This window comes from Methylobacterium haplocladii (genome assembly GCF_007992175.1).
GTDB classification, from domain to species: Bacteria; Pseudomonadota; Alphaproteobacteria; order Rhizobiales; family Beijerinckiaceae; genus Methylobacterium; species Methylobacterium haplocladii.
This window is the reverse complement of record NZ_BJZT01000014.1, coordinates 85,658-99,194: the sequence shown is the minus strand read 5'-3', so window position 1 is coordinate 99,194 and position 13,537 is coordinate 85,658. Positions and strand designations below refer to the sequence as shown.

The following is a 13,537-nucleotide window of genomic DNA, read 5'->3' as shown; positions in this document are numbered from 1 at the left end:
CGCGACGACAGGCCCGAAAAAGCCGGCGAGCCTACGCTCGCCGGCTTTTTTTTGCGTGTCATGCCGCGAGACGGATCCGCCTCGTGAGGCCCGTCCTAGAAAAACGGACGGGGGCCGTAGAAGCCGTAGGGCCGGTAGATCGGGCGCGGGCGGTAATAGGCGTAGGGACGATAGACCGGGCCGCCGTAGAACCGCCGCGGGCCGTAGAAATTCGGGCGGCACTCGCCCCACGGGTTCGGGTGGAAGCCGGGGCCGCAGCCGCCGGCGACGCGTTCGATCCGGGCGCCGTCCGTCGCGCCGAGCAGCGCCGGGCTGAGCGGGGCGGCACTGGCCGCGGATGCGAGACCGAGACCGCCCGCGAGCGTCGCCGCGGTCACGAAGATTGTCAGGTTCGTCATTCTGGGACCTCCTCGACCATCCGACGCGGAGCCGCCGCTGCCGGAGGTGGAATGAAACACATTTTTCCCTGAACGCCTGCTGAGCCGATCATGGCAACACCGTGTCGATCATCGGCGCCAGCACGAGGCCCGCCAGGAAGGCTACCGCGAGCATCCACGTGTATTGAACGCTGGAAACCATGGGAACCCCTCGGTCGATCCGGCCCGGCTGCTTGCCGAAGCTGTGATCGCGCGAACTCTGGCGGAACTCGATTGCGCAGGCGTGTCGTCGCAGATCGATGATGGCTCCGTCGTGCTCGGCCACACGCGACGCCTAAGCGCGCGATCCTGCCTGTGCAAGGCAGAGGGTTTGCGAAACCGGCTCCCACTCGGCGCGCCGCGTCCTACATCGCAGCGTCATGAGCACCGACTTCACCCTCGACCCCCGCCTCCAGGCCGACACCGCCGCACTCGGCGACCTCGCCCTGTGCTCCGTCCTGCTGATGGACGATTCCCGCTTCCCCTGGCTGATCCTGGTGCCGCGCCGGGAGGGCCTGAGCGAACTGACCGACCTCACGCCGGAGGACTCGGCCACGCTGATGGAGGAGATCCGCCTCGCCTCGCGCGTGATGCAGACGCTCTCGAAGCCGGACAAGGTCAACGTCGCGGCGCTCGGCAACGTGGTGGCGCAGCTCCACGTCCACGTGATCGGACGCTTCCGCTCCGACCCCGCCTGGCCGAGCCCGATCTGGGGCGTCGGGACGGCCAAGCCCTACCCGGCTCATGCCAGGGCTCAGCTCATCGAGCGCGCCGGCGCCCTGTTCGCGGCGGCCTGACGATGGCGGACGCCTACGACCGCCTCGGCTTCGTGAAGAGCCGGCTGGTCCGCCACGGCGCGGAGCGCGAGCATGTCGCGGTCCCGCCGGTCGACGCGCCGGGCACCGGCATTCTGCTCTTCGCCGGTGATCGCGTGATCCTGCGCCCAGGCGAGACGCCGACCGCACTGCTCACTCCGGACGAGGCAGCGCGCAGGCCGGATGGGCCGCTGACGATCTTCCTCGGCCGCTTCGAAGACCGCCCGGTCTTCGCGACCGCGCTGCCGGAAGACGCGGCCGAGTCGTTTCCCGAACCGGACTTTCGCATCTCCGACCTGCGCGGCATCGCGGCCCAGGGCGCGGTGGCGGCGGAGGAACTCGGCCTCCTCGCGACGGCGAAGTCGGTCCTCGCCTGGCACGGCCGCAACGGCTTCTGCTCCAATTGCGGAACGGCCACCGAGCCCAAGGCCGGCGGCTTCCGGCGCGAATGCCCGGCCTGCGGGATGCATCACTTCCCGCGCACCGATCCGGTGGTGATCATGCTGGTCCACCGCGGCGATGCTTGCCTGATCGGCCGCGGCCCGCACTTCCCCGGCACCATGTATTCCTGCCTCGCCGGATTCGTGGAGCCCGGCGAGACGATCGAGGACGCGGTTCGCCGCGAAACCTTCGAGGAGACCGGCATCGCCGTCGGTTCGGTCCGCTACCGCGCCTCGCAACCCTGGCCGTTCCCGTCCTCGCTGATGATCGGCTGCGTCGCCGAAGCGACCACCGAGGTGATCACCCGCGATCCGCTCGAACTGGCGGAAGCCCGCTGGGTGTCGAGGGCCGAGCTGCGAACCATGTTCGACGCGTGCCATCCCGAGGGCATCACGGCTCCGCAGCCGCTCGCCATCGCGCACCTGCTGCTGCGGGATTTTCTGGACGGCACCGTCTGAGGCCGTTTTCGTCGACGCTCCCGAAACCGCCGCCGTCACTGCCGGCGGATCAGCGACTTCACAGGATCAGATCTCGACGGGAGCGCCCTGCCCCACCCCAACACCTTGCGGATCGAAGGCCACGCTCTTCACGATGGCGTAGACCGCGCGTCCCGACGCCAGATCGAGATCGCGCACCGAGGCTCGGGTCAGCCGCGCAGCGAGGATCGCCCCATTGCAATCGATCTCGATCATGACCGAGGCGCCCGTTTCGGTGAGCGATCTGACCTGGCCCGACAACACGTTGCGAGCGCTCAAGCCGCGCGGCGTCTCGGTTGCCACCAGCACGTCGCGAGCCGGTACCCGCAGCCGAACGGCACTGCCCGGTGAGACCGCGAGGCGCGGAACCGAGAGCTGGCCGGCTCGTCCCGTCAGCCGCGTCAGCCCGTTCGTATCGTCATGCGCGGCCACCGTCATCGCTAGAACCGCACCGGCCTCGGCCGCATCGGGGATCAGGTCCGGCCGGCGCATCACCGCATCCGCCGATCCGCTCGCCACGACGCGGCCCCCCTCCAGCACCACGACCGTCGAAGCCAGCCGCGACACCTCCGCCACCGCATGGCTGACATAGACGATCGGCACGCCGGATTCGTCGCGCAGGCGCTCGATATACGGAAGGATCTCGCCCTTTCGCGCCTCGTCCAGAGCCGAGAGTGGCTCGTCCATCAGGAGAAGGCGCGGACGCGACAGGAGAGCCCGGCCGATCGCCACGCGCTGCCGCTCGCCGCCCGACAGCCCCGCCGGACGCCTGTCGAGCAGCGGACCGATGCCGAGCATGTCCACCAGGTTCGAGACCTCGGCACCCGACGTCGCGACGCCATGCCGGCGTGCGAACCAGCGGCCGAAGCCGAGATTCTGCCGCACGCTGAGATGCGGCATCAGTCGCGCTTCCTGAAACACGCAGCCGATCCGCCGCCGATGCACCGGCACGCGGATGCGGTTCGCGGTGTCGAGGAGCACCACACCATCGACGCTGATGCGGCCACGATCCGGCCGGGCGAGGCCGGCGATGAGGTCGATCACCGTGGTCTTGCCGGAGCCAGAGCGCCCGAACAGGGCGGTCAGTCCCGCTCCCGCACGGAAGGCGACGTCGAGGGCGAAGCTTCCGCGGTGGAGCGCGACGTCGATCTCGATCGTCATGAACCGACTGCCCCGCGCGACGCGTTGTCGGCTCGAAAGCGCAGGAGTTCCGAATGATCATCCTCCACCACCTGGAGAACAGCCGCTCGCAACGGGTGCTGTGGCTCCTGGAGGAACTCGGGCTCGCCTACGATGTGAAGCGCTACGCCCGCGATGCCAAGACGATGCTGGCGCCCCCCGAACTGCGCAGCGTCCATCCCCTCGGCAAGTCCCCTGTGCTCGACGACGACGGTACGGTCGTTGCGGAATCCGGAGCCATCGTCGAATACCTGACGGCCCGGCAGGGGGGCGCCCTCGCGCCCGCGCCCGGCACCCCCGAGCACCGGCGCTACACCTATTTCCTGCACTACGCCGAGGGCTCGGCGATGCCGCCGCTGCTGCTGAAGCTGGTGTTTTCGCGATTGGCGCCGGGCAGTCCGGCGCTGCTGCGCCCCCTGGTCCGGGCCATCGCGGCCAAGGTCACCACGGGCTTCGTCGATCCGGACCTGCGCCGCCACGCCGCCTATTGGGAGGGCGAACTCGCCGAGCGGCCGTGGTTCGCCGGCGACGCCTTCACCGCGGCCGACATCCAGATGAGCTTTCCCCTCGAAGCCTTCGCCTCCCGCGGCACGGGGGCGGGACCGAAGGTGCGGGATTGGCTCGCCCGCATCCATGCGCGGCCGGCCTATCGGCGGGCTTTGGAGCGGGGTGGGCCGTATGCCTATGCGTGACACCTTCATGCCCCGAGCCTTCGCCCGAGCCGCCGGGCCAGCAACTCGGAGAGCAGCAGCGCCGACATCGAAAGCGCGATGGATATGAGCGTGAGGCGGAGGGCCGCCGCCTCGCCGCCCGGGACCTGGGTCAGGGTGTAGATCGCCGACGGCAGCGTCTGCGTCTCGCCGGGGATGTTGGAGACGAACGTGATCGTCGCGCCGAACTCGCCCATCGCCTTGGCGAAGGCGAGGACCGCGCCGGCGAGGATGCCAGGCAGGCTCAGCGGCAGGGTGACGGCCAGGAACACCGCGAAGGGCGGCGCGCCGAGGGTCGCGGCGGCCTGTTCCAGCTTGGCGTCCACCGCCTCGATCGAGAGGCGCATCGCCCGCACCATCAGCGGAAAGCCCATGATCGCACAGGCGAGCGCTGCGCCGGTCCAGCGGAACGAGAAGACGATGCCGATCTCGGCGAGCCAGGAGCCGACGAGCCCCTTTCGCCCGAAGGTCAGCAGCAGCAGGTAGCCGGTCACCACCGGCGGCAGGATCAGCGGCAGGTGGACCAGCCCGTCGAGCAGGGCATGGCCCGGAAAGCGCTTCCGCGCGAGGACCCACGCCACGGCGAGGCCGGGGATCAGGCTGGCGATCGTCGCGACCGCCGCGACCCGCAGACTGAGGGCGACGGCGATCCATTCGTCGGGGGTCAGTCCGAGGCGGTCCAAGGCGTCTCGTCGGCTCTCAACAGCGATGGCGCTGTATCAGCCCGTGCAGAACCCCTCAGTCAACGTCATGGGCGCTCGCCGTCGACGTTTGCCGTGACTCGCGGGCGGCGACATGGCGCATCACTGTCGAGCGCGCCGCCTCGATGGCGATCTTGGCGGCATTGATCGTTCGGGCCTCCGCGTGCCGGTGCAGGGTGAAGCGGGCGATGTCGGAGGCGAGCCCGTCGACCTCGTCGGCCAACGCCGCGAGCCGTCCCGGATCGGCGGTTGCCCGGGCTTGGTCGCGGATGTCGAGGAGGCGTTCCGTCGCGACTTCGATCCGCTCGCGTCTCACCCGCGACAGGCGCTGCTTGAGCCACGCGAGGATCGAACCGATGCCGCCGCCGAAGAAGGCCACGAGATAGATCCAGGTCTCGTAGCGCTCGATGAAACTCTCCTGCTCGCGCTCGAAATAGTCGATCGCCCCGGGATGGATCGGCAGCGTGGCGCTGGTCGCGTCGGCTGTAGTTTCGTAGTGCGGCGCGCGGACGGCGTTCGCCGCGGGGCTCGTCTCCGCCAGGGCGGCGCGCATCTCGAACAGGTGTTGCGTCACCGAGGCCGCCACGCTCCGCGACAGGTTCGCACGCGCCATCAGCCGATAGGACGCGCCGACGGTGGTCACATCCTCGGCCGGAATTTTCGGAGTTCCGCCGAAGAGGCCGGCGGGGATGGTGACGGTGGCGAGCTTGGGGTTCCGCTGGCTCAGCGCGGCGGCATCCTGCACCCCGATCAGCCGCGCATCGCGATCGGGGCTCGCCCGTGCGACGAGGCCGACGATCCGCTTCGCCGCCGGCGTCGTCGGCGTGGTGACCACGACCACCGCGTCGATGCGCTTCTCCGAAAATGCCGCCGCGAGGTCCTTTTCCTCCAGCGCGACCAGGGCGACGGCGTCGATCGGGATCGTCGCGTCCGGTGGCGTGTCCATGAGGCTCAGGCCGTCATGCTCGAGCACTCGGGCGATCAGAGCCTTGTCGGCGATGCGTTGGGCGATGAAGCCGAGACGCTTGCCGGCGAGTTCGGGCATCGTCTTGATGCCGGAGGCGTCCGGCGTGACTACGAGCACCGCCTGCTCGCGCAGGACAGCCAGCGTCAGGCCGTTCCCCGGCAGGGCGACGTCCGGCCTGACCACGGCGAGGTCGGCCCTGCGGGTCTTCAGGGCTTCGGCGCTCTCGCTCACGCCGTCGAAGGACAGGATCTTGAGACGGATATCCTTGTTGGCGGCCCTGACGGCGTCGGCATAGGCCTGGAGCAGCGCCGGTTCGGTGCCGCCCTGTGGCGCCACCGCGAGTGTCAGCGTCGTCGCCCGTGAAAAGTAGTAGGCCGCGCCTCCCGCAACGGCCAAAGCCGCCGCCACGACCAGAACGATCGCCTCCCGCCTGATCACCCGCCGCGCCATCGGCCTCCCCGTCGCCAGTGAAGCTTCGAGATAGGGCGAGCGGGCCGACGGCGTGAGAGCACCGTGCGGATCCTCACGCGACCCTTATGCGGCGGCCGGCTGCGATGGCTCGCATCCTAACGGGTGAGCCCCCAGCTTAGCTGTGCGGTCCGCGGTCGGATCGCGTGGACCCCGAACCTGTGATGTCCGTTCTCCAAACCGTCGCCGAGCCCGTTCGCGAACCGGCCGGCATCCCTCTGGCGAGCTTCGTCGTCGGCCAGGATACATCCGGCCGCTGGGTCGCCGTCGAGACCCACGGCCTCGGCGGCGGCCTGTTCCGCAGCCGGAAGGACGCCGTGCATTACGCGCTGGCCCAGACCCTGCGCCGGCCGGACGCGATCCTGATCGCGACCGGGCCTGTCGAGTTTCGGATTTAAGACTTCTTCTCGGACCCGACGACCGAAAAACCCTGCTTCTCGAAGAACGGCCTCGCCGCCGGGCTGCGCAGCCAGGTCAGCAGCCCGGCGGCATCCTCGTTGGCTGAGTCCTTCATGCGGGCGATCGGGTAGACGATGGGTGGGTGGCTGTCGACCGGGAAGGCCGCAATCACCTTCACGCTCGGATCCGAGATCGCGTCCGAGGCGTAGACGATGCCGAGGGGAGCCTCGCCGCGGGCGACGAGCAACAGGGCCGCCCGAACGTTCTCGGCCTGTGCGACCTTGTCCTTCACGGCATCCCAAGCGCCGAGCGCGGTCAGCGCGGCCTTGCCGTACTTGCCGGCCGGCACCGCATCGACATTACCCATGGCCAGCCGCCCGTCGCCGAGCACCCGGTCGAGATCGACGCCCGGCTTGAGGTCGAGCGTGGCGGACGAGTCCTTCGGCGCAATCAGCACGATGGCATTCCGCAGCAGATCGACGCGCGTGTCGGGTCGGATGGTGCCGGCCTTCTGCGCGTAATCCATCCATGCGAGGTCGGCCGAGAGGAAGAGGTCCGCAGGCGCGCCGGACTCGATCTGCTTGGCCAGCGCGTTCGAGCCGGCATAGGACATCTTCGCGGTTTTTCCCGTCTCCTTGCCCCAGGCGGCCGTCGCCTCGTCGAGGGCATTCTTCAGGCTCGCCGCCGCGAAGACCACGACCGGCGCATCCGCCGAGCGCGCCGGCAACGGTCCGAGCGCCAACGTGAGACCGAGAAGGCTCGCGAGCCAGAAGCGGCGGGTCGATACGATGTGCGTCAAGATGATCGTGCCTCGATCGGAGCGCAGGCCAGGGACGGCTCGGCCGTGCCCCCCTTGGCGCAGCGGTGACTAGGATGAAGCCGCCGACCAAGAAGCCCCGGCCTCGACCGGCGTTATATTCAATCGGGAACAGCGTGACCATAGCAACGGCCTTGCGCGCCCGGCACGGCCGATGCGCCGATCAGCGGGTGTCGTCGTCGTCCGTCGACACCTTGCGCTCGGAGCGCGCGAGACGGCTGAGCAACACGAGCAGAGACCCGGGCATGGGGCTATCCAGCGCCTCGGCGCCGAGCACTTCCCCGTGCGGCGAGCGAACACGGCGGCCGCGGGCACGATTCCCTGTCACGACGACCGGACCAAGGCGCAGAGCTTTTCTGGCTTTCATGACGCAAACGGTTGTTTCGGCGCCGGATCGATCTGGGGATGCTGGCCGGCGATGCCAAGCGGAATTCCGCCTCGCGTCTACCGCCCAAAGATTAAACAATTTGCATCACCGTTAAGCGTTCCCACACCGTTTCGGAAAAGCCGTGGAGGGCGAGCCGCGTCGGTGCTACTCCGCGCGCCATGCTCGAAGGCCTGCCTCCCCATCGCCCGACCCACGTCCTGCGCTTGTCGACGGACGAATCATCCGCGCGCGCCATGACCGACGTGCTCGGCGAGATGTTCGAGCCGACGGAGACCGCCGTCGCCGCCTTCGAGGTCGATGGCACGACGACATGGCGCCTGGAAGCGTATTTCTCGGAGGAGCCGGATGCGGATTTCATCCGCGAGCTGATCCGGCCGATCATCGGGAACCAGGCGGACGAAGCCGTGTTCGACACGATCGAGCGCAAAGACTGGGTCAAGGCCTCACTCGAAGGTCTGAAGCCGGTCCGCGCCGGACGCTTCCTGATCCACGGCTCGCACGACCGCGAGCATATCCGCCCCAACGACCTCGCCATCGAGATCGAGGCGGCGCTCGCTTTCGGCACCGGCCACCACGGCACCACGCTCGGGTGCCTGCGGGCACTGGCCGACGTCCTGAAGCGCGGGCGCCCACGCCACGTGCTCGACGTCGGCACCGGCACCGGCATCCTCGCCTTCGCGGCGGCGAAGGCCCTGCGCTCCACGGTGATCGCCGGCGATCTCGACCCGGAGGCGGTCTGGACCGCCAAGGGCAACGCCCGCCTCAACGGCATCGGCGGGAACCTGCGGCTCTACGAGGGTCCCGGCGTTCGTCACGCCCTCGCCGACCGCCCGCGCCGCTTCGACGTCGTCTTCGCCAACATCCTGGCCCGGCCGCTCAAGCGGCTCGCGCCGACACTGACGGCCGTCGTAGCGGATCATGGCGTGCTGATCCTGTCCGGTCTGATCGAGCGGGACGTGCCCGGTGTGCTCTCGACCTACCGGCACCGCGGCTTCCATCTCGCCCGGATGGGGGTGATCGAGGGCTGGGCCACACTCGTGCTTCGGCGTGGCGGGGCGGCCCCTCGCGTTGTTGCAGGTCGCCGAGCCGCCGCGTAACCCTGCGGGCATGACGAGCCCGCGCCGCCGCTTCCAGACCTTCGATGATCCGAGCCATCGCAAGGGTCCCGAGCGCATCGCCGCACTCCGCGCGGCCATGCGCGAGGCGGGCGTCGACGCCTTCGTGGTGCCGCGCGCCGACGAGCATCAATCGGAATACGTCCCGGCGAATGCCGAGCGCCTGGCGTGGCTCACCGGCTTCACCGGATCGGCCGGCACGGCCGTCGTGTTGGCCGACAAGGCGGCCCTCGTCGTGGACGGCCGCTACACCCTGCAAGCGCCGGAACAGGTTGATACCGACGTCGTCACGGTCGTGCCGCTGGCCGAGACGACGCCGGATGCCTGGATCGGCGAGCACCTCGGGGCGGACAAGGTGCTCGGCTACGACCCCTGGCTTCACACAGCCGACGGCGTAGCACGGCTGGAACGGGCCGCGGCCAAGGCAGGTGCCTCACTGGCGCCGGTCGCGAACCTCGTCGATGCCGTCTGGGCCGGACGGCCGCGGCAGCCCGCGGGTCGCGTCGTGCTCCAGCCGATCGAGCATGCCGGCGAGACGGCCGAGGCGAAGCTCGACCGGATCCGCGAAAAGCTTGCGACGGCAAAGGTCGATGCGCTGGTGATCTCGGACCCGCACAACCTCGCCTGGGCCTTCAACCTGCGCGGATCGGACGTGGCACACACGCCGCTCGCGCTCGGCTACGCCATCGTGCCCTGCGAGGGCCGGCCGGGCCTGTTCCTGAGCTCGACGGATCTTGCGCCGGAGGCACGGGCCGGTCTCAGCGCACTCGCGGACCTCAACCCGCGAATTTCCTTCGAGGATGCGCTCGCGGCACTGGGCGGCAGGCCTTCGAAGATCCGGCTCGATGCCGGGACCGCGGGGGCCGCTCTGAAGGAAGGGATCGTCGCGGCGGGCGGCAGCGCTGATGTCGGGCCGGATCCGATCACCGGCATGAAGGCGGTTAAGAACGCTGTGGAGATCGACGGCTCGCGCGCCGCCCACAAACGGGATGGCATCGCCGTCACGCGCTTCCTGGCGTGGCTCCAGCGCGAGGGATGCAACGGCGTCGGCGAGATCGAGGCCGTTGAGGCGTTGGAGGATTTCCGCGCCGAAAGCGGCCTGCTGCGCGAGGTGTCGTTTCCGACGATCTCCGGGTCGGGGCCGAACGGCGCGATCGTGCATTACCGCGTCACCACGGCGACCGATCGCCGGGCCGGTCCGGGCGAACTCTTCCTGATCGATTCCGGCGCGCAATACGCCGACGGCACCACCGACATCACCCGCACCGTGGCGATCGGCACGCCCTCGGCCGAGATGCGGGACCGGTTCACGCGGGTGCTGCAGGGCCACATTGCCATCGCCCGCGCGGTGTTTCCCAAAGGCACGACCGGCGCGCAGATCGACGCCTTCGCCCGCAGGCCGCTCTGGGAGGCCGGGCTCGAGTTCGATCACGGCACAGGCCATGGCGTCGGCGCCTTCCTGTCGGTCCACGAGGGACCGCAGCGCATCGCCAAGACCGGAACCGTGGCGCTGGAGCCCGGCATGATCCTGTCGAACGAGCCCGGCTATTATCGCGCCGGCGCCTACGGAATCCGGATCGAGAACCTGATCCTGGTCGAGGAACGCACGATCGAGGGGGCCGAGAGGCCGATGCTCGGATTCGAGACGCTGACGCTCGTCCCGATCGACCGCAGCCTGATCGTATTCGAGCTCCTGTCTCAGGCCGAAACGGCGTGGCTCGACGTCTATCATGATCGGGTGCGGACCACGCTCGGCCCCGATCTCGACCCGGATACGCGTGCCTGGCTGGAGGACGCGACGCGGCCGATCGGAGAGGCGGGAGCCTAGACCCCGACCCACTCGATCGCGCGCCACAGGCCGCACGCGATCAGCGTCCACCATGTCAGCGTGAGAACGCCGGCACCGATGAGACCGACCTTCAGAAGGCGATCCTGAAAGCCTGCCGCCTGCATCTGCATCGGATCTTCTCCGGTTGGGGGTTTCGAAGGGCCGGCCATGGAAACGGGACTCCCTGGAAGCCGTGCGTGGTCGCTGGGATAGGGCGCTCAGGTCCGGTTCGCATCGGCCGGGACATCCAGCCCCAACGGGGCGGGTGCGACTGCGTGACGGAACGGCCGTAACAGCCGCCGTAACGATGCGCGGAGCTGAGAGATCGCGCCGCTCTCGGCGAGCAGCAGCAGCATCGCGTGCGGGTTGGTGGTGAGGTAGCGCCAGAACAGCCGCGTCGGCTCTTCCTTGATGCGCCACAGCCATTCGAGGCCGACGCGCTGCATCCAGCCGGGAGCACGGGTCCGGCTGCCGGACAGGAAGTTGAACAGGCCGCCCGAGGTCTTGATGAGCCCGACATTCGTCAGCAGCGGGCCGAATTCGTAGACGAAGAGCTGTTCGCGCGGCACGCCCAGCGCCAGCCAGAGGATGTCCGGCGCCAGCGCGTCGATCTCGATCACCTTCCGGCGCAGCGCTTCGCCCTGAAGGTAGCCGTGCGAATGCCCGACGATCCGGAGGCCGGGATGCTGCCGCCGGACGTTCTCCACCGCCCGGCGGTTCTCCTCCTCGCTCGATCCGAACAGGTAGAAGGTGATGTTCCGGGCCACGGCGCCGCGAGCGACGCTGTGAAAGAGATCCGTCGTCGCCACGCGCTCCGGCAGGGCATGCTCGCCCACGAAGCGCGAGGCCACCACCATGGGCTGGCCGTCCGCGTGCACCAGATCGGCTTGCGCGACGATGCGCGCGAAATCCGGATTGCGGGCGTAGCGCGAGAGCACCTCGCCGTTGGCGGAGGTGAGAAACAGCGGCAGGTTCGGTCGCGGATGGCTCTCGGCGGCAGAGAGCATGAGATCCGCGCTCTCCTGCATGCCGAGAACCGCGATCGGCATGCCGCCGAGCCTCGTCGTCGGCACGTCGCGCACGAGGTCGCGCGAGAGATGTTCGGGGCGAGTCATCGCGAGGCCGGCGCTCACCGGAAGCCCCCCAAAGCCGCGTGTGCCCGCTCGGGACCCATGATCGCGACGGCGCCGCTGTGCCGGCGGCGCGCGGCCGAGATCGCGTCGAGGGTGCCCTGGCCCGCTTCGCCGGGGGAGCGCATCTCCTGCCTCAGCCATTCCTCCGCGAGCGCTAGTGCGATGCCGAGCAGAAGGCCTGCGGCAAGGCCGAGCAGGGCGAGCGTGCGGGCCGGCGGCGGGTAGCTTCGGCTGATCGGCTTGACCGCCTGCGTGATGACGCGGGCATTGCCGACGTCGAGGCGGGCCTGCTGGCCCGTCTCGCGGGCGCGCACCAGGAAGGCCTCGTAGACGGCACGGCTCGCCTCGACCTCGCGGTCGAGTTCGCGCAGCCGGATCGAGGCCTGGGCGAGGCCCACGGTCTTGCCCTTTGCGGCATCGAAGCTCTTCTCCAGCGACGTCACCGTGGCGAGGGCACGGGCGAGATCGGTCCTGGCGGCCTGCCCGTAGCGGCCGAGTTCCTGGTCGATGAGGCGCCGGGAAAGCTGGAGCTGCGAGGCGATCGAGGTGACCTGGGGGTGGCGCGGGCCGAGGTCGTTGGCGAGTTCGGCCTGCTTGCGGGACAGCTCGGCATACTGGCTGCGCAGGGCGCCGATCGCCTGGGAGGCGAGCGCGTCCTCGGTGGCGCCGGCGTCGAGGCCCGCGGCCTGCATGCGCTGGACCTGATCGACGCGGGCCTGCGCGTCCGCGGCACGGACCCGGGCGCCGGCGAGTTGGGCATTGAGCTGGGTCAGCTGCTGGTCGGTGACCAGCACGTCGCGAGTGCCGACCAGCCCGTTCTCGGCCTTGTAGGCCTGGACCCGGCTCTCGGCGCTGTTGACGTCCGCGCGCAGCTCCACGAGTCGGGAAGACAGCCCGGCGCTGGCACGGTTCGCGGATTCGGCCCGGTTGGCGGCCTCCTCCGCGAGGTAGGAATCGACCACGGCGTTCGCGATCTTCGCGGCCTTGTCGGCGTCGCGGGACGTTGCCTGGACGTCGACGATGAAGGTGCGGCCGGTCCGGCGCACGGCGACGCGCTTGGCGAGGGCGTCGAGGGCTGCGGCGAAGTCGGCGTCGGCATCGGACACGGTCGGATGCGAAAGGCCGAGGGATTGCGCGAATTGGCCGAACGGGCCGGCAGCATCGCCGAATTCGGGATCGTGCGCCAGATCCAGGGCTCCGACGACACGGCCGAGCACGTTGCTCGACGTGATCACCTGCGCCTGGCTCTCGACGATGGTGAGGAGACCGGTTGCATCCTGGCCCGCTGCCGTCAGCTCCTTGTCGAGGAGCCGCAGATCGCGCGGATCGATGTAGAGCTGCGCCTCAGCCGTGTAGCGCGGCGTCACCACCTTGCCGATGCCGAAGGCCAACAAAGCGCAGACCAGCGCGCAGGTGGCGATCGGGACTGCGCGCCGTCGCAGCAGGTCGAGCACGCGGCGCACGGACGGGCCGCGACGGCTGCCGCTCTCGCTCGCGTTTCCCTGACGTGCCGCAGATCGGCGGTCGCGGGGAAGGAAGTCGTCGTACACCAGCATCGAGCGGCTCCGGTGGAGACCGGACGCGGGACATGTCCCGGAACCGGATCGTCGCCGCCGCTCTCGAACGGACCTGTCTCACGGCGAGACGGGGAGCGCGTTCGAGAGCCGCGACAGACCGGATGTCG

Annotated in this window: 15 protein-coding genes; 6 read left to right on the top strand and 9 right to left on the bottom strand. The window is 69.5% G+C overall.

Annotation, left to right across the window (positions count from 1 at the left end):
- Positions 1–95 precede the first annotated feature (95 nt).
- Positions 96–398 (bottom strand): GCG_CRPN prefix-to-repeats domain-containing protein, encoded by a 303-nt coding sequence (locus MHA02_RS07805; RefSeq protein WP_147078076.1) that lies wholly within the window; start codon positions 396–398, stop codon positions 96–98.
- Between the two features lie 88 nt (positions 399–486).
- Positions 487–702: a hypothetical protein gene (locus tag MHA02_RS07800; RefSeq protein WP_147078075.1), complete on the bottom strand. Its 216-nt coding sequence runs from the start codon at positions 700–702 to the stop codon at positions 487–489.
- A gap of 94 nt (positions 703–796) precedes the next feature.
- Between MHA02_RS07800 and MHA02_RS07795 the strand changes: the two genes are divergently transcribed.
- Both MHA02_RS07795 and nudC read left to right on the top strand, forming a co-directional pair.
- Positions 797–1,213: an HIT domain-containing protein gene (locus MHA02_RS07795; protein WP_147078074.1), complete on the top strand. Its 417-nt coding sequence runs from the start codon at positions 797–799 to the stop codon at positions 1,211–1,213.
- A 2-nt stretch (positions 1,214–1,215) separates the two neighbouring features.
- Positions 1,216–2,130 (top strand): NAD(+) diphosphatase, encoded by a 915-nt coding sequence (gene nudC, locus MHA02_RS07790; protein ID WP_147078073.1) that lies wholly within the window; start codon positions 1,216–1,218, stop codon positions 2,128–2,130.
- A gap of 66 nt (positions 2,131–2,196) precedes the next feature.
- Here nudC and modC read toward each other — a convergent pair whose 3' ends face one another.
- Positions 2,197–3,309 carry a molybdenum ABC transporter ATP-binding protein gene (modC, locus tag MHA02_RS07785; RefSeq protein ID WP_147078072.1) on the bottom strand — a complete coding sequence of 371 codons (1,113 nt, stop codon included), beginning with the start codon at positions 3,307–3,309 and terminating at the stop codon, positions 2,197–2,199.
- Positions 3,310–3,362: 53 nt separating this feature from the next.
- On the opposite strand from modC, the gene MHA02_RS07780 reads away from it, so the two are divergent.
- A complete protein-coding gene (locus MHA02_RS07780; protein ID WP_147078071.1) occupies positions 3,363–4,019 on the top strand; it encodes a glutathione S-transferase family protein in 657 nt (218 codons plus the stop codon).
- Between the two features lie 5 nt (positions 4,020–4,024).
- Here the strand turns inward: MHA02_RS07780 and modB are convergent, their stop codons facing one another.
- Entirely contained in the window at positions 4,025–4,720 is a 696-nt protein-coding gene (modB, locus tag MHA02_RS07775) for a molybdate ABC transporter permease subunit (protein WP_147078070.1), read from the bottom strand.
- Positions 4,721–4,775: 55 nt separating this feature from the next.
- Positions 4,776–6,155 carry a TAXI family TRAP transporter solute-binding subunit gene (locus MHA02_RS07770; RefSeq protein ID WP_147078069.1) on the bottom strand — a complete coding sequence of 460 codons (1,380 nt, stop codon included), beginning with the start codon at positions 6,153–6,155 and terminating at the stop codon, positions 4,776–4,778.
- A gap of 182 nt (positions 6,156–6,337) precedes the next feature.
- Here MHA02_RS07770 and MHA02_RS07765 point away from each other — a divergent pair, with 182 nt between their 5' ends.
- On the top strand, positions 6,338–6,571 hold the full coding sequence (locus MHA02_RS07765; RefSeq protein ID WP_147078068.1) for an RAG2 PHD domain containing protein: 234 nt from the start codon (positions 6,338–6,340) through the stop codon (positions 6,569–6,571).
- Here the strand turns inward: MHA02_RS07765 and modA are convergent.
- The gene (gene modA, locus MHA02_RS07760) at positions 6,568–7,362 is read right to left on the bottom strand and encodes a molybdate ABC transporter substrate-binding protein (protein ID WP_373318343.1); all 795 of its coding nucleotides are present in this window, start codon (positions 7,360–7,362) and stop codon (positions 6,568–6,570) included. The two genes, MHA02_RS07765 and modA, sit on opposite strands and share 4 nt — an antisense overlap.
- Before the next feature lie 573 nt (positions 7,363–7,935).
- Here modA and MHA02_RS07755 point away from each other — a divergent pair.
- Complete coding sequence (locus MHA02_RS07755; protein WP_147078066.1) at positions 7,936–8,874, top strand: 50S ribosomal protein L11 methyltransferase; 939 nt, start codon at positions 7,936–7,938, stop codon at positions 8,872–8,874.
- Between the two features lie 10 nt (positions 8,875–8,884).
- Positions 8,885–10,720 (top strand): aminopeptidase P family protein, encoded by a 1,836-nt coding sequence (locus MHA02_RS07750; RefSeq protein WP_147078065.1) that lies wholly within the window; start codon positions 8,885–8,887, stop codon positions 10,718–10,720.
- Here the strand turns inward: MHA02_RS07750 and MHA02_RS22830 are convergent.
- The 3 genes from MHA02_RS22830 to MHA02_RS07740 all read right to left on the bottom strand — a co-directional run bounded on the left by MHA02_RS22830 (position 10,717) and on the right by MHA02_RS07740 (position 13,409).
- Positions 10,717–10,851, bottom strand: coding sequence for a hypothetical protein (locus MHA02_RS22830; protein WP_280177970.1), 135 nt, complete (start codon positions 10,849–10,851; stop codon positions 10,717–10,719). The two genes, MHA02_RS07750 and MHA02_RS22830, sit on opposite strands and share 4 nt — an antisense overlap.
- 87 nt (positions 10,852–10,938) lie before the next feature.
- Complete coding sequence (locus tag MHA02_RS07745) at positions 10,939–11,835, bottom strand: WecB/TagA/CpsF family glycosyltransferase (protein ID WP_147078064.1); 897 nt, start codon at positions 11,833–11,835, stop codon at positions 10,939–10,941.
- 14 nt (positions 11,836–11,849) lie between these two features.
- Complete coding sequence (locus tag MHA02_RS07740) at positions 11,850–13,409, bottom strand: GumC family protein (RefSeq protein ID WP_147078063.1); 1,560 nt, start codon at positions 13,407–13,409, stop codon at positions 11,850–11,852.
- Positions 13,410–13,537: the final 128 nt, after the last annotated feature.

What these genes read in the sequence shown, in the direction of transcription:
- MHA02_RS07805 (WP_147078076.1), bottom strand. Translation starts at nt 398, where the DNA reads ATGACGAACCTGACAATCTTCGTGACCGCGGCGACGCTCGCGGGCGGT.
- MHA02_RS07795 (WP_147078074.1), top strand. Translation starts at nt 797, where the DNA reads ATGAGCACCGACTTCACCCTCGACCCCCGCCTCCAGGCCGACACCGCC.
- nudC (WP_147078073.1), top strand. Translation starts at nt 1,216, where the DNA reads ATGGCGGACGCCTACGACCGCCTCGGCTTCGTGAAGAGCCGGCTGGTC.
- modC (WP_147078072.1), bottom strand. Translation starts at nt 3,309, where the DNA reads ATGACGATCGAGATCGACGTCGCGCTCCACCGCGGAAGCTTCGCCCTC.
- MHA02_RS07780 (WP_147078071.1), top strand. Translation starts at nt 3,363, where the DNA reads ATGATCATCCTCCACCACCTGGAGAACAGCCGCTCGCAACGGGTGCTG.
- MHA02_RS07770 (WP_147078069.1), bottom strand. Translation starts at nt 6,155, where the DNA reads ATGGCGCGGCGGGTGATCAGGCGGGAGGCGATCGTTCTGGTCGTGGCG.
- MHA02_RS07765 (WP_147078068.1), top strand. Translation starts at nt 6,338, where the DNA reads ATGTCCGTTCTCCAAACCGTCGCCGAGCCCGTTCGCGAACCGGCCGGC.
- MHA02_RS07755 (WP_147078066.1), top strand. Translation starts at nt 7,936, where the DNA reads ATGCTCGAAGGCCTGCCTCCCCATCGCCCGACCCACGTCCTGCGCTTG.
- MHA02_RS07750 (WP_147078065.1), top strand. Translation starts at nt 8,885, where the DNA reads ATGACGAGCCCGCGCCGCCGCTTCCAGACCTTCGATGATCCGAGCCAT.
- MHA02_RS22830 (WP_280177970.1), bottom strand. Translation starts at nt 10,851, where the DNA reads ATGCAGATGCAGGCGGCAGGCTTTCAGGATCGCCTTCTGAAGGTCGGT.
- MHA02_RS07745 (WP_147078064.1), bottom strand. Translation starts at nt 11,835, where the DNA reads ATGACTCGCCCCGAACATCTCTCGCGCGACCTCGTGCGCGACGTGCCG.
- MHA02_RS07740 (WP_147078063.1), bottom strand. Translation starts at nt 13,409, where the DNA reads ATGCTGGTGTACGACGACTTCCTTCCCCGCGACCGCCGATCTGCGGCA.